The 19,170-nt window shown below is 62.6% G+C and carries 15 protein-coding genes and 1 tRNA gene; 7 read left to right on the top strand and 9 right to left on the bottom strand.

All coding sequences use genetic code 11. The features are described 5' to 3' along the window. The 9 genes from mrdA to AB5Z54_RS03060 form a co-directional block, all read right to left on the bottom strand. A complete protein-coding gene (gene mrdA / locus AB5Z54_RS03100) occupies positions 1-2,070 on the bottom strand; it encodes a penicillin-binding protein 2 (RefSeq protein WP_368160159.1) in 2,070 nt (689 codons plus the stop codon). A gap of 13 nt (positions 2,071-2,083) precedes the next feature. Further along, on the bottom strand, positions 2,084-2,650 hold the full coding sequence (locus AB5Z54_RS03095; RefSeq protein ID WP_022094761.1) for a rod shape-determining protein MreD: 567 nt from the start codon (positions 2,648-2,650) through the stop codon (positions 2,084-2,086). 11 nt (positions 2,651-2,661) lie between these two features. Continuing rightward, positions 2,662-3,603, bottom strand: a complete 942-nt coding sequence (gene mreC, locus AB5Z54_RS03090; protein WP_368160255.1) for a rod shape-determining protein MreC — start codon at positions 3,601-3,603, stop codon at positions 2,662-2,664. 78 nt (positions 3,604-3,681) lie between these two features. Next, entirely contained in the window at positions 3,682-4,713 is a 1,032-nt protein-coding gene (locus AB5Z54_RS03085; RefSeq protein ID WP_006236061.1) for a rod shape-determining protein, read from the bottom strand. Between the two features lie 127 nt (positions 4,714-4,840). Next, a complete protein-coding gene (locus tag AB5Z54_RS03080) occupies positions 4,841-6,145 on the bottom strand; it encodes a tetratricopeptide repeat protein (protein ID WP_368160156.1) in 1,305 nt (434 codons plus the stop codon). Positions 6,146-6,156: 11 nt separating this feature from the next. Beyond that, the gene (locus AB5Z54_RS03075) at positions 6,157-6,699 is read right to left on the bottom strand and encodes a peptidylprolyl isomerase (RefSeq protein WP_006236059.1); all 543 of its coding nucleotides are present in this window, start codon (positions 6,697-6,699) and stop codon (positions 6,157-6,159) included. 107 nt (positions 6,700-6,806) lie between these two features. Continuing rightward, a complete protein-coding gene (locus tag AB5Z54_RS03070; RefSeq protein WP_368160153.1) occupies positions 6,807-7,949 on the bottom strand; it encodes a zinc ribbon domain-containing protein in 1,143 nt (380 codons plus the stop codon). 103 nt (positions 7,950-8,052) lie between these two features. Further along, complete coding sequence (locus AB5Z54_RS03065) at positions 8,053-10,776, bottom strand: HAD-IC family P-type ATPase (protein ID WP_368160151.1); 2,724 nt, start codon at positions 10,774-10,776, stop codon at positions 8,053-8,055. Between the two features lie 76 nt (positions 10,777-10,852). After that, positions 10,853-10,929 (bottom strand) — tRNA-Arg (locus tag AB5Z54_RS03060). 204 nt (positions 10,930-11,133) lie between these two features. On the opposite strand from AB5Z54_RS03060, the gene aroF reads away from it, so the two are divergent. The 7 genes from aroF to AB5Z54_RS03025 are packed head-to-tail and all read left to right on the top strand — an operon-like array spanning position 11,134 to position 19,079. After that, positions 11,134-12,156 carry a 3-deoxy-7-phosphoheptulonate synthase gene (aroF, locus tag AB5Z54_RS03055; protein WP_022094767.1) on the top strand — a complete coding sequence of 341 codons (1,023 nt, stop codon included), beginning with the start codon at positions 11,134-11,136 and terminating at the stop codon, positions 12,154-12,156. A gap of 3 nt (positions 12,157-12,159) precedes the next feature. After that, entirely contained in the window at positions 12,160-13,074 is a 915-nt protein-coding gene (locus tag AB5Z54_RS03050) for a prephenate dehydrogenase (RefSeq protein ID WP_346969851.1), read from the top strand. Positions 13,075-13,110: 36 nt separating this feature from the next. After that, entirely contained in the window at positions 13,111-14,217 is a 1,107-nt protein-coding gene (aroB, locus tag AB5Z54_RS03045; RefSeq protein WP_238057417.1) for a 3-dehydroquinate synthase, read from the top strand. Further along, positions 14,211-15,530 (top strand): 3-phosphoshikimate 1-carboxyvinyltransferase, encoded by a 1,320-nt coding sequence (gene aroA / locus AB5Z54_RS03040; protein ID WP_368160148.1) that lies wholly within the window; start codon positions 14,211-14,213, stop codon positions 15,528-15,530. The genes aroB and aroA overlap by 7 nt, the downstream gene beginning before the upstream one ends. Position 15,531: 1 nt before the next feature. Next, complete coding sequence (gene aroC, locus AB5Z54_RS03035; RefSeq protein ID WP_271738770.1) at positions 15,532-16,629, top strand: chorismate synthase; 1,098 nt, start codon at positions 15,532-15,534, stop codon at positions 16,627-16,629. A 53-nt stretch (positions 16,630-16,682) separates the two neighbouring features. Then, positions 16,683-17,828, top strand: a complete 1,146-nt coding sequence (gene pheA / locus AB5Z54_RS03030) for a prephenate dehydratase (RefSeq protein WP_271738769.1) — start codon at positions 16,683-16,685, stop codon at positions 17,826-17,828. Continuing rightward, positions 17,829-19,079, top strand: a complete 1,251-nt coding sequence (locus AB5Z54_RS03025) for a shikimate kinase (protein WP_368160146.1) — start codon at positions 17,829-17,831, stop codon at positions 19,077-19,079. The last annotated feature ends 91 nt before the right edge of the window (positions 19,080-19,170 follow it).

The following is a 19,170-nucleotide window of genomic DNA, read 5'->3' as shown; positions in this document are numbered from 1 at the left end:
CTATCGAACCGAAGAATCGCCCGAGGCCGAAGAGGTATCGGGCTCGTCATAAATCACGCCGAGCACGTCGCGCACGACATGCATCGCGGTATCCGAGCCGCCGCCGCCCTGCTCCAGGACAGTAGCGATGACATACTTGGGATCATCGGCCGGTGCATAGGCGCAGAACCAAGCGTATTCGTCCTCGCCGCTTTTCTCGCCCGTGCCCGACTTGCCGTATACCTGCGGCGTCAGGGTGCCAAAGTGCGCCGCCAGGGACGTCGATGCCGTGTATATCACGTCGTGCATACCGTTACGAACAAGAGCCAAATCCGAATCGCTGTTGATCTTGGCCTCCAGGCGCTTCTTCTTGCCCTTGCCGTTGTACTTATAGGCATCGCCGTCGCCATCGCGCGACACGGCAGATAAAAACACGTGAGGCACGTACTGTTTACCGCCGTTGGCAAGACCCATATAGGCGCACGCCATCTGCAGGGGCGTCACCAGGATGTCGCCCTGGCCGATAGCGATGTTGGTCATATCGCCGGCATTCCACTTGCGGTCCTCGGCAGAGGCGTCGGTGAAGTACGACTCTTTCCACTCGGCATCGGGAATACGGCCCGCACCCTCACTCGGCAGATCGATACCGCAGGTCTTACCTAGGCCCCAGCGACGAAAGACCTCCTGCAGGCCCTCGGAATGTTGCTCGTCATAAAAGAACGCCTTGCCCATGTCGTAGAAGACGGGATCGCACGAGTTGGCGATACCCGACTGCAGCGTCATGGTGCCGTGGCCGGAATGCAGCCAGCAGTACTTGCCCCACGACTTGCCCAGCCCCGTCCAATAGCCCGTGCAGTTGGTCGTCTGCCCCGACGTGTAGGTTCCAAACTCAAGACCGGCCAGCGCCGAGAGCGGCTTGATGGTCGAGGCCGACATGTACTGTCCGCTAATGGCGCGGTTGAGCAGCGGGTGTGAACCCTTGTCATCATTGAGCTCGGTCCACACGTCATTTGAGACGCCGCCGATAAAGACGGACGGATCGAACTTGGGCTCGCTCGCCATGCCCAGGATCTCGCCATTGTTGGGATCGAGACACACTACAGCGCCGTTGCCGGCATAGCTGTAGCCAGTGGTCTTGGCAAGCTCGATAGCGCTCGCCAGCGCCGTCTCACAGGCCTGTTGAATCTTAAGGTCGAGCGTGAGCTTAATGTCGGAGCCGGCCTTCGCGGGCACGGCGCCGGCCTGACCGGTCACATTGCCCGAGGCATCGACCTTGACGGTCTGCTCGCCACGAATACCCTGCAGCAAGTTTTCGTAGTAGCTCTCAACGCCCGCCTGGCCCACGATATCGCCCGACTGGTACGTGATCTTGCCAGCAGAAGCATCATCATCGCCAGAGGTTTTCTTATTCTGAGCCTCGAGCTGCTCGGAGGTAATGGTGCCGGTATAGCCCAAGATATGGCATGCCGTCTCGCCATATGGATACTGGCGCTCGGTACGCTCGGCAATCTTGACGCCCGGGAACTCGCCGGCATGCTCCTGAATATAGGCAACCGTGGAGCGACGGACGTCCGTCGCGATGGTATGCAGGCTCTGGGCGCCCTCTGTATTGTCCTGAATATTGCGAAGGACCGCCACGTAAGGCATTCCAAGCACGTTAGCAAGATGGCGAACCAGAACCTCATCCTCGGCAAGGTCGCGGTAGGCCACGACAGCAAGTGAGGGACGGTTCTGGACAAGCGCCACGCCATTGCGGTCGAGGATGCGGCCGCGCACAGCGGGAGTGGTAACGGTGCGAGTCTGATTGCTATTAGCCTGCTTCTCGTAATAGTCCGACGAGACCATCTGCATGCCCCACAGCTTGACGGCGAGCGCCGCAAACATCGCGCCCACACCCGTGGTGAGGATGGAAAAGCGGCCCTTAAAGGCGGTCGCCGCGGTATTGCCCTCGCCCTCGGTGGCGCGCGGGGCCGTTCCATGCTGCGTATCGTAGGTAAAACGGGAATCGCCACGACGCATGATGACCAGCGCGACCACGATGGCCACAACCAGCACGATACCGGCGATAATAACCGTCAACTGGGAAGACATCTACGGGCCTCCCCTATTTGAGCTTGCGGGTCTTGGGCTTAAAGCGCATGCCCGTCTGGCGTCCGCCACGTGCGGAGAATCCATAGCCGGACTGCGGCACGACGCCGGACATCAAAAACGGAATGGCAACCAGACCCGTCAGGATCGAGGACGGCAGCGCATGGCCGAAGATCGCCACGACAAAGCTCGTCTCCAAACCCATAAACAGCAAGATGATGCTGTAGATCACATTAATGACGAGCGCGAAGGCGCCCACAGTGACGCCGCGCGCACTCGGGGTACCGCCCGTCTGACCGACGGCGCTGTGCACCAGAGCAAAAGAACCCACGGTCAGCAGGAGCGACATAACGCCCACCGGCACGGCAGCGGACAGGTCATAAAACAAGCCGCTGCAAAAACCGCAAACGACGGCACGGGTCGGGTCGCCCGAGAACACGCTTAGGCACACCAGGATAATCATGAAGTTGACGCGACCGCCCGCAATGGAGATCTGCGGTGCCAGGCCTGCCTGCAGCAGCACGCACACGATGGCGGCGATCACAAACGTGCGGGAGCTCATCCCCTGCTCGTGTAGATCCATGGACATGCCCCCTATTCGCTCGAGCCGGAATCGGTCGTTTCGGACGTGTCGGAACTGTCATCCGAGCTCTCGTCCTTCGTCTTGGTCGCAGCGTCGCGCGACGTTCCCTGCGGCGTGCTGTTGGCCGTGCTCACATCCTCATCCGAGGCCGACTGTTCGTCGGTCAGCGAGGTAATGACCAGCACTTCCTCGTTGTTCTCGGCCGTGGTCTGAGCGCGCACCACAATGGTGTAGTACACGTCGTTTGCCGATTTCTCAACCGACGAAACGGTGCCGAGCGGTAGACCCTTGGGGAACACGCCACCGATGCCCGAGGTCACGATAATGTCGCCAACCTTAACGTCGGAGTCGACGCTCACGTACTCAAGACGCAGCGTGCCGTCAGCCTGACCCTGCAGCATGCCCTGGGCGCGCGTGTCCTGCACCATGGCGGACACGCCGGAGCTCTCGTCGCCAATCAAGCGCACGGTCGACGTCTTGGCCGAGACTTCGATAATCTGGCCGATAACACCGGCAGAACTCGTCACAGGCATGTTGATGGTAAGGCCGTCGGCAGAGCCCTTGTCGATGGTAACGGTCGAGGTCCAGGCATCGCCGGAGGCACCGACAATACGAGCAGCGGTCGATTTGAGGTTGTAGGTCGACTGCAGACCGACCAGCCCCTCCAGACGCTCAGCGGTCTTTTGAGCCTCGGAGAGCTCAGCAACCTTAGAGGTCAGTTCCTCGTTTTGCTTCTTAAGCTCGTCAAGCGTGTCCTGCGACGCCGTAAGGTTAGAGAACACGTTGCCGATCGCATTGAAGGGAGCCGCCACGGCCGAGCCCACAAAGCGCACCGGCGAGGTAATCGTCGTTACGCCCGAACGCACGGCATGAATCGGTCCTGCCTCGCCCTCGCGGATGTAAAACGTGAGCAGCAACACCGAAATCAGGCTGAAAACAATCAACGGGCGCATACCCGTTGATTGTCGCTTGGTATTCAGATTTGTGGAGAAACCCGAAGATCGTGCCAAATGGAATCCACCTTTTGGAAATTAAGCATTGGTCTGGACGAAGCCGCCATCAAACGCATTGGCCTCGAGCACGCGGGCACAGCCGTTAACGACGTTATCGAGCGCCGTGGGGCTGACGTTGACCGAAACGCCGGTCTCATCGCGCAGGCGCACGTCGAGACCGCGCAGCAGCGCGCCGCCACCGGTCAGCAAAATGCCGTAGTACATAAGGTCCGAGGCGAGATCGGGAGGCGTGGCATCGAGGGCGTCCTTGACGGCCTTGGCCATCTCGTCGAGCGGCTTGTTGAGCGCGCGACGAATCTCCTCGCTCTCGATGCGCACGGTCTTGGGCAGACCGGTGATCACGTCGCGGCCGTTGACCTCGACGTCGAGCTCGTCCTTGAGCGGCACGGCGGAGCCGACCTTGATCTTGATGTCCTCTGCCGTACGCTCGCCGATGGCCAGGTTGTAGGCATCGCGAACGTGCGTGAGGATAGCCTGGTCGAACTCGTCACCGGCAATACGGATGGACTGCGAGACGACGATGCCGCCCATGGCGATAACGGCGACCTCGGTGGTACCGCCGCCGATATCGATGACCATAGAGCCGGTGGGCTCCTCGACGGGCAGGTCGGCGCCGATAGCGGCGGCCATAGGCTCTTCGATCAGATAGGCCTGGCGGGCACCGGCCTGGATCGTGGCCTCAAAGACAGCTCGCTTCTCGACCGACGTGACGCCGGAAGGAACGCAGACGACAACGCGCGGACGCGGGGTCCACGGATAGCGCTTCTCGGAAGCCTTGTCAATAAAGTAGCGAAGCATGGCCTCGGTAACATCGAAGTCGGCGATGACGCCGTCCTTCAGGGGACGAACGGCCACGATGTTGCCGGGCGTACGGCCGAGCATGCGCTTTGCCTCGATACCGACCGCCAGGATGCGCTCGTCGTTCTTGTCGATGGCGACGACGGAGGGCTCGCGAATGACGATGCCCTTGCCGCGCACGGAGACAAGCGTATTTGCGGTGCCGAGGTCGATGGCAAGATCGCCCGCATAGCTACCGAAGAACATATCCATCAAAGAAAACAACGCAACTCCTGATGTGTTGGATGATTGCTGGAAAACTACTAGCTCATCATACTAGCGCAAGCCCGGCACCTCACTTGCGGTGAAGCGCCGGGCAAAGCTAAATCCCATAAGGTCACTACTGGTTGTCAGCAGCCGAGAAATCCATATCGAGCGAGGAAACGGCCCAGCCGATATGGTTGTCGGAGCGCACGAATTTGACGGTGTACTCCTGCTCGCCGCCCTTGGACAGCGAAGCCTTGACCTTGGCGGTCGTCTCGGTCATGGACTGATCCATGCCCTCGACGGACACGGTGGCGCCCTGAGGAATCGAGGAGATGATCATCGACTTGGCGTCCTCGGACAGGCTCGAGGCCAGGCAAGACTCGGCCTTTGCGGTGTCACCGTCGCCGGCAGCCTGGAACAGATCGGTAACGACAGACTCCTGGGACGGGAAGCCGAAGCCGCGCGTGTAGGCAAAGCCCAGACCGCCCGCGGCGATCAAAATGAGCAGAAGCAGCACGATGAAGACTTTGAGACCCGTGTGGCGATGGCGACGACGGACCTTGGCCTGCTTACGATCCTGACGGTCCTGCTGGACCATCTCGGACTCGGACAGCGTAAAGAAACCGGTGTCCGAGGGATCGGGCATAAACTGGCCGGTCGCGCCCGTAGGATCGAGCGGATCGACGGCAGGAGCGTCCATCGCGCGCGCCGGAGCCGTGGCCATAGCCGTCTGGGCAGACAGCGCGGCAAGCGAATCATGCACGCGGGCAAGCTCGTCGGCCTGCTCGGAGGTGAGCTGGTAGATGCCATCGGCAGTAGCGGCGTTAAAGGCGTCGAGTGCGTCGGAGGGACGGCCGGCGGCAGAAAGCGCCTGACCCATGCCGGCGTTGAGCGCGCGCGTGTCGTCACGGGGACCGGCAAAGTCGATAGCCGTACGGTAGGTCTCCACGGCATCCGCCGGACGGCCGAGCTTAATGAAGCAACGACCGAGCTCGCCGAGCGCGGCGGCAGGAGCCGGATTGGCGCCGTCGATGGCGGCCTGACGGAAGGCAGTACCCGCGTTGGCATAGTCGCCCGACTGGAACAGCGCGTTACCCAGGCCCAGATAGGCCTTGAACGGCGTGGCATAGGAAGCATCCTGCGTAGCAGCAGAGAACGCCTGAGCGGCCGTCGTGTAGTCGCCCACGGCGGCGAGTGCCTTGCCGCGGTTGGTGAGCAGCGCGCCGCGCTTGCCGTAGGTGCCGTCATTGAGGGCAGCGGCGTAGGCCTCGGCGGCCTCGGCATACATGCCCAGGTGCATCAAGGCGTTGCCACGAAGGTGATCGGCCTCGCCCATAATCTCATCGGGAGTTTTTGCCGCCCCAAGCATCTGGGCTGCAGCGGAAAAATCACCCGCGCGGTAAGCGGCGCGGCCCTGTTGGATCAGCTGGCTATTCAAGGAAGTCCCCTTTACTCGTGAACGATCTCGACATGGACGATCTCGTCGCCGGCACGCAGCTGCGAAATCACATCGAGACCCTCGACCGTGGTACCAAAGACGGTGTAACCGGAATCGAGGTTATGCTGGGCACCCAGGCAGAAGTAGAACTGCGAACCCGCGGAATCGGGGTCCATGGAGCGTGCCATGGCAAGGGCACCATCGACATGGCTGTTGCGCGGATTGGTGGCAAACTCGCCCTTGATGCAGTAGCCGGGACCACCGGTACCGGGCATGCCGTCGGGGCCCTCAAGACCGGCAGCGACGTCGGCGCCGGACATATCGCGGGTATTGGGGTCGCCGCCCTGAATGACAAAGCCGGGCACATAGCGATGGAACTTAAGGCCATCATAGAAACCCATCGTGGAAAGCTCGCAGAAGTTCGCGACATGAATGGGAGCGCCCTCGCCGTCAAACTTGACCTTGATGGTACCCTTCGACGTCTCGATAACGGCGCACTCGTCGCCGGCAAGCTGATACTCGGGCGTGTAGAGCTCTTTCTTAAAACCAAACATGTGGTTCCTTCCTCGTGCGTTTAAAGCATATTTGTACGAATTGTAGCAATAAGCATGCGCTTACATCAATTGCGCACGTAGGTTATGCCGACTATGGCGAACTAATTTTAGGAACGCTGCTGCGGCTTCCAGGAACCCACATTGGCGTCGTACTGGTTCAGCGCGCTGTTGCCGCCCTGCGCGATGGGCGCCAGGATCTCGCTTTGGTGGGAACTCATCGACTCGCCATCGGGAATGGCCAGCGAGATGTCCCAACTCTGGCAGATCACGTCGACACGCTCGAACATCCACTCGGCAAGCTGCTTTAAGTGGGCGATGTCATCCGCATAGACCGTATCGTCCTGATACTTAAGGTTGCTGAGCTCATCTTGCGTCTTTTTGATCTGGTCGCGCAGGGCGTAGGCACTCTGCGACAGCTCCTGACGGGTGGACAGCGGCGATCGGAGATAGCCGTTGTTAAAGGAATCGATGACCTCGCCGATCTGGTCCTCGTCACCGTAGGACACGATGGTCTGATACAGACCGTCGAGCCTGGTATAGAGCTGATCATCGGTGAGCACGGTTTCTTCCTGGACCACCTCGGCAGAATCGTCCTGCTTGGTATCGTCCTCATTCGCCTCGCCCTTTTGGCGCGTGGGGAAGGTCGTCTGCGCGGCCTGGCCAAACTGGTCATAGAAGCCAGGCATGACACCCATGGGATCGGTCGTCACGAACCAATAGGCACCACCGCAAACGACTGCAAGGACCACGATGACGATGAGCGGCTTGGGGATATGACGCTTGTGCTTGTGATAGGCGTCCTCGTCGGGATGCACCTTGCGCTTGGGTTTTTGAGCATCGTCGTGCAGGGAAACCGGCGTGGGAATATCGACCTTGGGGATACCGAAATCCTTATCGAAAGCCGGCAGCACGCAAGTCTCGTTAGGATCGGCGGCGTCCGAAAGCACCGCAGCGGCAGAGGAGGGCGCATGCGGCACCTCGGTATCGATCTGCTCTTGCGTTAGGCGCGGAAAGCCCGCCGTGCGGCCCGCTGCCAGGTCGGATGCGGCCGCGTCCTCGGAGAGGATGCCCGGAGCGGGGCGTCCGCATTTGGGGCACGTACGATCATGCGGAGAAAGACGGGCACCGCAGCCCTCACAGAACACGAACTCGGTGTGCTCGGGGCCATCGCCCGGACCCACATAGGCGTTGCAGTAGGGGCAGAACGAGGCGCCGTCCTCGATAGTCTTAAGGCAATGCGGGCAGATCACGGCATCCTCTTTTCGAAGCAATTCAAACAATCGAGGTTAGAGCATAACATCGCCACGGCCCCACAGGAACAAGGCACCAATTCAACATCGCCAGGGCGCGTAGCTACTTCTTCTTTTTGCTTGGCATCGAGACTTTGATGCCTTGGGCGGACTTGGTCACGCGAGAGCGCTTGGCTCCGGTACTCTTCTTTTTCTTGGGCTGGGCCTGGGCCACGCCCTCGAGTGCGCGGGCCTCGGCCTCGCGAGCGGTGCGATCTTCGCGGCGCTGCGCCATGTCGGCGGCGACGCGCTTGGCAAAACGTTCGGCCGTCGAGCCCGTCGAGCTCACCTTGCCGCCACCGCGACCCAGGCGGACGCGCACACCGCGGCCAAAACCAGTTGCGGCATGACGACGACGCGGCTTGAGCGAATCCATCATCGTGGCGAGCTTAAAGAACACCGAGCAGGTAAAGACCACGATGACAGCCAAGATAACCATCTGACCCATCGACAGGTTGGCGATGGACAGCAGCCCCGGGAACCCGATAACGCCCACCAAGATGCCGGCGACTACAAACACAAAGAGCACCACACGTAAGGGCGTGAGCGGCTGCGAGATCCGCCAGATCAGGCTGACGCTCGCCGCGCACGACGTAAGCAGGCACATCGTAGACAGCGTGAGCTGGCTAAAGCCAAACACGCGCGCCACAAAGATATCAAGCGCCGCAGCCAAAATGACCGCAATCGACGCTGGCAGTGCACGCTTGAGCACGTTGGTCAAAAACGCACCCTTCACGCGAGCATTGTTGGGCTCCAGGCCCAACACAAAGCCCGGCGCGCCGATGCAGAAGAAGTTGATGAGCGTCATCTGGATGGGCTCGAAGGGGTACGGCGGCAGCGCGATGCACAGCGCCGCCAGGCCCATCGAGAACAGCGTCTTGGTCAGGAACAGCGACGCCGAACGCTGCAGGTTGTTGATGGAGCGACGGCCCTCGGCCACCACGGCGGGCATCGAGGCAAAATCGTTGTCGACGAGTACGATCTCGGCCACGTCGCGCGCGGCATCGGAGCCGGCCGCCATGGCCACGGAGCAGTCGGCCTCCTTAAGCGCCAGCACGTCGTTGACGCCGTCGCCCGTCATGGCCACGGTGTGCTCTCGGCGCTTGAGCGCCTGCACGAGCTCGCGCTTCTGCTGCGGGGTCACACGACCAAAGACATGGTAGCGGTCCACTGCGGCATCGAGCTTGGCCGGCGTATCGAGCGTCGTGGCGTCCACATAAGCGTCCGCCCCCGGCACGCCCACCACGCGCGCGATCGACGACACCGTACGCGGGTCGTCGCCACTGATCACGTTGAGGGTCACGCCCTGCTCGTTAAAGTAGCCGATGGTCTCGGCCGCCGAGGTACGGATCTCGTCGCGGATGGTCACAAAGCCCACGGGCTCGGCCTCGCCCACCATATCGCCATCGGGCGTAAAGCCGTCCACGCGCGCCACCACGAGCACGCGGCAGGTATCGGCAAGCTCGGCCACCCGATTCTCGACCTGGGCAAACGCACGATCAGAGAGCACAAACTGCGCGGCGCCCATCACATAGGAGCCCTGCGCAAACGAAGCACCACTCCATTTTTTAGACGACGAGAACGGAATGACCGACAGCGGCTCAGACACCTCGACCGGGCGATCGGCGTAATAGTTGAGCAGCGCCTGGCAGGTCTCGTTGGCATCGGCCGAAGTCGCACGCGCGACGTTAGCCAGCGCAAAATCGAGCACCGTGGTATCGACGGGAACGGCCGCCTCGTCCGAGCCGGCGCCTAGGCTCACGCCCTCAACCGGCAGCGGATACGTGCCCTCGACCTCCATGCGGCCCGACGTGATGGTGCCCGTCTTGTCCAGGCACAGCACGTCGACGCGAGCGAGCGTCTCGATGCAGTAGAGCTGCTGCGCCAGCACCTTGCGGCGGGCCAGGCGCACCGTGGCGATGGCGAGCACCGACGAGGTCAGCAGCACCAGGCCTTGCGGGATCATGCCCAGCAGGGCGCCCACCGTGGACAGCAGCGCCGACGAAGGCACATGACCAGCCAACAGCTCGGAGAAACACCACGAAAGCGCGCTATCGCCCGGGGTTCCCGCGGCATCCCACAGCTCGCTCACACTCGAGGCAAACAACGCCAAACCGAGCGGGATCATGATGATGCTCGCAAAGCGCACGATGGCGTTAAGCGCGTTCATGATCTCGGAATTGACCTTTTTGACGTACTTGGCCTCGTTATTAATTTTGGCCACGTAGTTGTCGGCGCCGACATGAATCACGCGGGCGCGCAGCAGGCCCGAGTCGATAAAGCTACCGCTCATGAGCTCGGAACCGGGCTGTTTCTTAATAAGGTCGCTCTCGCCCGTCAGCAGGCTCTCGTTCACGAGTGCCTCGCCCGAAACCACCACGGCGTCGGCGGGAATCTGGTCGCCGCGCCCCAAGCGAATGATGTCGTCGAGCACGATCTGGTCCAAGTCGAGCTCCACCTCGGCGCCGTCGCGCACCGCGATGGCCTTCTTGGAGGTCAGCAGCGTGAGCTTATCAACCATCTTCTTGGAACGCATGGACTGAATGACGCCAATGGCGGTATTGAGGAACACCACGAACAGGAACGTCAGATTCTTAAACGAACCGGTCAAAATGACCAGGAACGCCAAGATCACGTTGATCAAATTGAACAGAGTGCAGAGGTTCTCGATGATGAGCTCTTTGACCGACTTGGTCTTGAGCTCCATGTTGCGGTTGATCTTACCGGCGGCGATGCGCTCCTCGACCTCGGCGGTCGAGAGTCCGCGCTCGATATCCGTTGCTGCCATACCACGTCCCATCACGTCGCGTCGGTATAAGAAAAACCGCCCGGACCATGCGAGGTTCGGACGGTCTTACGTTCGATGGTGCCCCATGTTGGATTCGAACCAACGGCCTTCTGCTCCGGAGGCAGACGCTCTAATCCCCTGAGCTAATAGGGCCAACGTTTGGCATTATACCCAAGTGCGCCACGGGCTATCAAAATAAAAGAAAAAGCTTTGCAATTCCGAGGAAGACGCGGCGCAACGGCCCACTTTAGAAGGCAAAAGCGAGTCGGATAGTATAAACTCTCATGCACCATATATTCACGGCTCGCAATGCGGGCCGTTTTTGCAAAAGTTATCCATCGAGGTGAGAGGCACACCATGATTGCAATTCTAAAGCAGAGCGCCAGCGACGAGGCCGTCAGCCATATCGTCAGCTGGATTGAGAAAAAAGGCCTGAAGACCGACGTCTCGCGCGGCGAGAACGAGACGATTATCGGCCTGGTGGGCGATACGACCAAGATCGACCCGTTCCTGCTCGAGTCCATGGATGTCGTCGAGCGCGTGCAGCGCGTCTCCGAGCCGTTCAAGCGCGCCAACCGCAAGTTCCACCCCGAGGACTCCGTCATCGACTGCGGTCACGGCGTCAAGATCGGCGGCGACCAGTTCCAGGTCATCGCCGGTCCCTGCTCCGTCGAGGGCGAGAACCTCATCCGCATCGCACGCCGCGTAAAGGCCGCCGGCGCCACGATGCTGCGCGGTGGCGCCTACAAGCCCCGCACCTCCCCCTACGCCTACCAGGGCATGGGCCCCGCCGGCCTCGACCTGCTGTGCGAGGCGTCTGCCGAGCTCGACATGCCGATCGTCACCGAGATCATGGACCCTCGCGACGTGCAGGTCTTCTTGGACAAGAAGATTGACGTCATGCAGATCGGCGCCCGCAACGCCCAGAACTTCCCCCTGCTCAAGGAGGTCGGCAAGACCCAGACTCCGATCCTGCTCAAGCGCGGCATGTCCGGCACGATTGATGAGCTGCTCATGGCCGCCGAGTACATCATGAGCGAGGGCAACGACAACGTCATCCTGTGCGAGCGCGGCATCCGCACCTTCGAGACCCGTACCCGCAACACCTTCGACCTCAACGCCGTGCCGGTGCTGCACCACCTTTCGCACCTGCCCGTCGTCGCCGACCCCAGCCACGCCACCGGCTACACCCGCTATGTTGAGCCCATGGCGCTTGCCGCGACCGCCTGCGGTGCCAACGGCCTGGAGATCGAGGTCCACGACGAGCCGAGCCGCGCCTGGTCCGACGGCGCCCAGGCCCTCACCCCCGATCAGTTCGACGACACCATGCGCCGCATCCGCGCCATCCGCGAGGTTGTCTGCCAAGAGACCATGGAGTAGCCCATGGGTACGGTGAGAAACGCGCGCGTTAACCAGGGCGGCCCCAAGTGCGCCGGCATCGTGGGCCTGGGCCTCATCGGCGGCAGTTTTGCCCGCGGCTATGCGCAGGCGGGCGTCCGCGTGCTGGCCTGGGACCCCGATGACGATGTCATGACGGCCGCCAGCATGGGCACTGTCGCCGGAGAGCTCAACGACAAGACACTCGGCGAATGCGACATCATCGTCCTGGCTTGCTACCCCGAGGCCTGCATCGAGTGGCTCGAGGCGCATGCCCAGGCCCTCGCCGACGCCACCGACACCGAGGCCATCATGGGTCCCGTAGTGATCGACACCGTGGGCGTCAAGGGCATCGTGTGCGAACGTGCCTTTGAGCTTGCCCGTAAGCACGGCTTTTACTTTGTGGGCGCACACCCCATGGCGGGCACGCAGTACTCGGGCTACGCACACTCCCGCGCCGACCTGTTCCAGGGCGCGCCACTCGTGCTCGTGCCGCCCGCGGTGGACGATGCGCTCAAACTGGAGCTTTTGGGCCAGGTGCGCGAGATGGTGCGCCCCTTGGGCTTTGGCAAGTTCACCGTGACCAGCGCCGCCGAGCACGACCGCGTCATCGCCTTCACGAGCCAGCTTGCGCACGTGGTGTCCAACGCCTACGTAAAGAGCCCCACTGCCCAGGTCCACCACGGCTTTTCGGCCGGTAGCTACCGCGATCTCACCCGCGTGGCGCACCTCAACCCGCAAATGTGGTCCGAGCTCATGATCGACGACGCCGACGCGCTCGCCTTCGAGATCGACCATCTAATCGAGTCGCTTGGCGCCTACAGCCGTGCGCTCAAGAACCGCGACCAGCGCTATCTGGAGAATCTCCTTGCCGAGGGCGACCGCATTAAGCGCGCGCTCGACGACGAGGCCTCCCACTAGACCACCTATCACGCCAGGTCGAAAGGACCGAAGCTTATGGCGATTACCATCGATATCGACACTGCACGCCCCTACCAGGTGCATGTTGGCACGTTTTTGCTGGAGCAGGCGGGACCGCTCGTGCGCGCCACTGCCGGCGGCACCAAGGCCGTCATCGTGACGGACACCAACGTGGGCCCGCTCTACCAGATGCCCGTTAAGCAGAGCCTGGAGGCGTCAGGCTACGAAGTGAGCATCTGCACCTTCGAGGCCGGCGAGGCCCATAAGCGCGCCGAAACCTATGTTGCCATTTTGGAGTTTGTGGCCGAGCACGAGCTTTCGCGCTCCGACGTGATCGTGGCACTCGGGGGCGGCGTCGTGGGCGATGTGGCGGGCTTTGTGGCCGCGACCTACATGCGCGGCTGCAAGTTTGTGCAGATCCCGACGAGCCTGCTCGCCATGGTGGATTCGTCGGTGGGCGGCAAGACCGCCATCGACCTGGCTGCCGGCAAGAACTTGGCCGGCGCCTTTTGGCAGCCGAGCGTGGTTATCGCCGACGTGGGGTGCCTGGCCACCCTCACGCCCGAGCAGTTCGCCGACGGCTGCGGCGAGGTCGTCAAGCACGCCGTGATCGCCGACCCGGAGCTTTTCGCCGAGCTGGAGAAGACCCCGCTCACGCTGGAGCTGCTCAACCGCGATGTGGCCCGCGTAGCACTCATCATCGCCCGCAACATCGACATCAAGCGCGCCGTGGTCGTCGCCGACGAGCACGAAACCAACCAGCGCAAGCTGCTCAACTTTGGACACAGCGCCGGACACGCCGTCGAGGCCTGCGAGCACTTTGAGCTCGGACACGGCAACTGCGTGTCGATCGGCATGGGCATCATCACGCGCGCCGCGGCCCTGCACGGCGTTTGCGATGCTGCACTGCCCGGCCGTATTGAGGAGCTCTGCGCCCGCCACGGCCTCAAGACCCGCTGCGACCTCAATGCCGATGCCGTCTTTGCCGAGGCGCTCCACGACAAGAAGCGCGCGGGCGACACCATCGACCTGGTGATTCCGCACGGCATTGGCCGCTGCAGCATCGACCGCACGCCGCTTTCCACTTTCCACGAACTCATTGCCGAGGGCCTCGGCCAGAAGGGAGACGCATCCGCATGCTAGCCCGCATCACCCCGTCCCCGCTTAAGGGCACCGTTCCCGCCATCGCGTCCAAGTCGATGGCGCACCGTCTCATCATCTGCGCTGCCCTTGCCAACGGAGAGACGCATGTGACCTGCAACACCACCTGCGCCGATATTGAGGCCACGGTCCGCTGCCTCACGGCGCTCGGCGCCCGCATCGAGACCGTCGAGGACGGCTTCCAGGTCCACCCCACCATGAAGAGCATTGAGTTCGGCCTGCTCAAGGCCCTTGCCGGCGGCACGCTCGACTGCGGCGAGAGCGGCTCCACGCTCCGCTTTATGCTGTCCGTCGCCTGCGCGCTGGGCGCAGAGGCAACCTTTGTGGGACAGGGCCGCCTAGGCGCACGCCCGCTGTCCCCGCTCTCGGACGAGATCATTGCCGCCGGCTGCGACCTACAGGGTCTGGGCGGTTTTCCGCTCAAGACAAGCGGACGCATGCGCCCGGGCACCTTTGTGCTGCCGGGCAACGTAAGCTCGCAGTACATCTCGGGCCTGCTGCTGGCAGCCCCGTTGCTCGCCCAGCCCTCCTGTATGCAGGTGACTGGCCTCATTGAGAGCCGCCCCTACATCAACCTAACGATCCAGGCCATGAAGGCCTTTGGCGTTGAGGTCAACGTCGAGCGCATTCCGGCCAAGGACGGCCAGCCCGAGGTCACGAACTTCCGCGTGAGCAGCGGCTCGTACCGCACGCCCGGCAGCGTGGCCGTCGAGGGCGACTGGTCCAACGCTGCCTTTTGGCTGTGTGCCGGCGCTATCGGCACCGACCCCATCACCGTCGAGGGCGTGTCCCTGAGCTCCGCACAGGGCGACCGCAACGTGCTTGCCGCGCTTTCGCGCTTTGGCGCCCGCATCGTGCGCTCCACGAACGCCGCCACCGTGCAGTCCGACAAGCTCGCCGGCTTTGAGATGAGCGCCCACGACATTCCCGACCTGGTGCCCGTTATCTCGGCCGTGGCCTCGCTGGCACAGGGCCGCACCTTTATCCGCGATTGCGCCCGCCTGCGCATCAAGGAATCCGACCGCCTGGCCACCACCACCCGCGAGCTCACCGCGCTGGGCGCGCAGGTGCGTATTGCCGGCGACGACCTCATCATCAAGGGCGTCGATGCCTTTACCGGCGGCGAGGTCGATTCGCACAACGACCACCGCATCGCCATGATGGCCGCCATCGCCGCGAGCCGTGCCACCGGCGAGGTCGTGATCCACGGCGCCGAGGCCGTCAACAAGTCCTATCCCGATTTTTTCGACCACTACCGCCTGCTGGGCGGCAAGGTCACACTCGAGGAGGAATAGCATGTCCTCGACCTTTGGCAACGTCTTGCACTTAAGCATCTTCGGCCAATCGCACTCCCCCGCTATCGGCTGCTCGCTCGATGGCATCCCGGCGGGCATCGCCGTGGACCAGGAGAAGCTGCAGGCCTTCCTCGACCGTCGCGCCCCTGGTCGCGACGAGACCGCGACCAAACGCCGCGAGGCCGACGCCGCCCACATCATCGCCGGTGTTGTCGATGGACATACCACCGGAGCGCCCATTGCAGCGATTATCGAGAACACCAACACGCGCTCCAAGGATTACTCCGAGCTGCGCCGCAAGCCCCGCCCCGGGCACGCAGACTTTCCGGCGCGTGTGAAGTACCACAACATGCACGACGTCGCCGGCGGCGGGCACTTCTCCGGCCGTCTGACGGCCCCTCTATGCATCGCCGGCGGGATCGCGCTGCAGGCGCTCGAGGCCCGCGGCATTCAGGTCATGGCGCACGTCGCGCAGATCGGCGGCATCTCCGACCTGCCGATGGACGATATGGTCTATCGCGAGGCCGACCGCAAGGCGATCCTTTCGAACGACCTGCCTTGCATTGACGCCGCCGCAGCCGGCCGCATGCGCGAGGAGATCCTAGCCGCGCGCGACGAGCTCGATAGCATCGGCGGCATCGTGGAGTGCGGCGTCTACGGGCTTCCCGCGGGCATCGGCGACCCCATGTTCGACGGCATCGAAAACCGCATCGCGCATATCGCATTTGGCATACCCGCCGTAAAGGGCGTGGAGTTTGGCATGGGCTTTGCCGTGGCCGCCATGCGCGGCAGCGAGAACAACGATCCGTATCGCATCGATGCCGAGACCGGCGAGATCGAGGTCGAGTCCAATAACGCCGGCGGCATCCTGGGCGGTATTTCGACTGGCGCGCCCGTCATGTGGCGCATGGCCGTAAAGCCGACGCCCTCGATTGGCCGCGAGCAGCAGACCGTAGACATGGACGCCATGGAAAACGCCGAGCTCTCTGTCCACGGCCGTCACGATCCCTGCATCGTCCCGCGCGCCGTCCCCGTAGCCGAGGCAGCCGCCGCTCTCGCAATTTGGGACGCCCTCCTCGAGGACGCCGCCCAGCTCTAACCCGACTCACCTGGGTTGACTGTCAACTCAGCCATTACGCGAAAGGGGCCTCCATGGACCTTGCCGATATTCGCCAAGCCATCGATGGCATCGACACCACGCTCCTCAACAGCTTTGTCGAGCGCATGGACATTGCCACCGAGGTCGCCAAATCAAAAATCGAGATGGGCAAGGCCGTCTTCGACCCCGCCCGTGAGCGCTCCAAGCTCAACAACCTCGCCAGCCGCGCGCCCGAGCGCTACGAGGCGCAGACCATCACCCTGTTCCGTCTCCTCATGAGCATGAGCAAGGCCGAGCAGCAGCGCTACATCAACGAGCTCAAGGGCATCACGGTCTCGCAAAAGGCCCATGCCACGGCCGCAGCCTGTGACACGCCCTTCCCCCAGACGGCCACTGTCGCCTGCCAAGGCGTCGAAGGCGCCTACAGCCAGATCGCCGCGTGCAAACTCTTCGACGTGCCCGACATCGCGTTTTTCGAGACCTTCGAGGGCGTCATGCGCGCCGTGCGCGACGGCTTTTGCGAGTTTGGCGTACTGCCCATCGAAAACTCAACCGCCGGCTCGGTAAACGCCGTCTACGACCTGCTCGCACAGTTCGACTTCCATATCGTGCGCTCGCTGCGCCTCAAGATCGACCACAACTTGCTCGTCAAGCCCGGCACCAAGCTCGCCGACGTGCGCGAGGTTTACAGCCACGGCCAAGCCATTGCCCAGTGTGCGGGCTTTATCGAGTCCCACGACCTGCACGCCACCAAGTACCCCAACACCGCCATGTCGGCCGAGATGGTCGCCAGCTCCGAGCGCACCGATGTTGCCGCCATCGCATCGCGCAGCTGTGCCACGCTGTATGGCCTCGAGGTGTTGGAGCCCAATATCCAAGACTCGGACAACAACTACACGCGCTTTGTCGTCATCAGCCGCGAGCCGCGCGTCTATCCCGGTGCCAACCGAACCTCACTCATGATCACCACGGCCAACGAGCCGGGCGCGCTCTATCGCGTACTCGAGCGCTTCTACGCACTCAACATCAACCTCATCAAGCTCGAAAGCCGTCCCATCCCCGGTCGCGACTTTGAGTTTATGTTCTACTTTGATCTGGACTGCCCCTTTGGCAGCAAGGCCCTCGACGACCTGCTCGATTCGATCGACGACGTGTGTGAGAGCTTCACCTACTTTGGCAGCTACACGGAGGTGCTCTAGATGACCGATACCGCCGCAACCCGCCCCTACGGCGTACTGGGCCGCGTGCTGGGCCACAGCTACACCCCAACCATCTACAAGGAGCTCGCTGGGCTCGAGTACGTGCGATTTGAGCGCGAGCCCGAGGACCTCGCGGCCTTTATGACGGGCGACGAATGGGAGGGTACCAACGTGACCATCCCCTACAAGCGCGCCGTCATGGAGTACCTGGACGAGCTGAGTCCGCTCGCCGAGCGCATGGGCAACGTCAACACCATCACACGCCTACCTGGCGGTCGCCTGCGCGGCGACAACACCGACTACTTTGGTTTTCAGTGTCTAGTCGAGGAGTTGGGCGTAGAGGTTGCCGGCAAAAAGGCCCTCGTGCTTGGTGCCACCGGTGGCGCCGGCACCACGGCGAGCATGGTACTCGGCGACTTGGACGCCATCGTCGTACCAGTCGGTCGCACGAGCGAGGTCAACTACGGCAATATCGCGCAGCAGTCCGACGCCGCCCTGCTCGTCAACTGCACGCCTGCCGGCATGTTCCCCCACTGCCCCGACGCGCCTTGCACGCTCGAAGGGCTCGATGCGCTCGAAGGCGTTATCGACATTGTCTACAACCCCGCCCGCACGGGCCTGATGCTCGAGGCCGAGCGCCGCGGTATCCCTTGCATCGGCGGCCTGCTTATGCTTGTTGCCCAGGCAGCACAGGCTGTTGAGCGCTACACCGGCCAAGTCACCCCGCGCGAGAGGATCCTGGACGTAACGGAGCGCCTGTCACGCCGCGAACAGAACATCGCGCTGATCGGCATGCCGGGCTCGGGCAAGACCCGCGTGGGTGAGCAGATTGCCCTGCTCACGGGTCGCGAGCACATCGACCTGGATCGCGCCCTCGAGGAGCGTTTGGGCATGCCCTGTGCCGACTATATCGTCGAGCGCGGCGAGGCGGCCTTCCGCGAGCAGGAGACGACGGCGCTGTCCGACATCTCCAAGCGCAGCGGCTTGGTGCTCTCCACCGGCGGCGGCGTGGTCACACGCGACGAGAACTACCCGCTGCTGCACCAAAACAGCCAAATCGTGATGCTCAACCGCAAGCTCGAAGAGCTCGCCCACAAGGGCCGCCCCATCACCGCCCGCGACGGCATCGATAAGCTGGCTGAACAGCGCATGCCACGCTACCGCGCCTGGGCCGACTACATCATCGACTCACGCGACTGTGCCGCCAACACCGCCCAAGCCCTCCTCGACACCCTCCCACCCGCTCTCTAACCAAAACCACCACAAAGGGGACAGTGAACTGCCTCCCATTTCTTGGACATCGGGAAATGGGAGGTTTTCCATGAGTATAGACCTCAGGGTG

This window comes from Collinsella aerofaciens, assembly GCF_040910185.1.
Classification (GTDB): Bacteria; Actinomycetota; Coriobacteriia; order Coriobacteriales; family Coriobacteriaceae; genus Collinsella; species Collinsella aerofaciens_BF.
The sequence above is the reverse complement of the archived record's forward strand: the minus strand, read 5'-3'. Positions and strand labels throughout refer to the sequence as shown.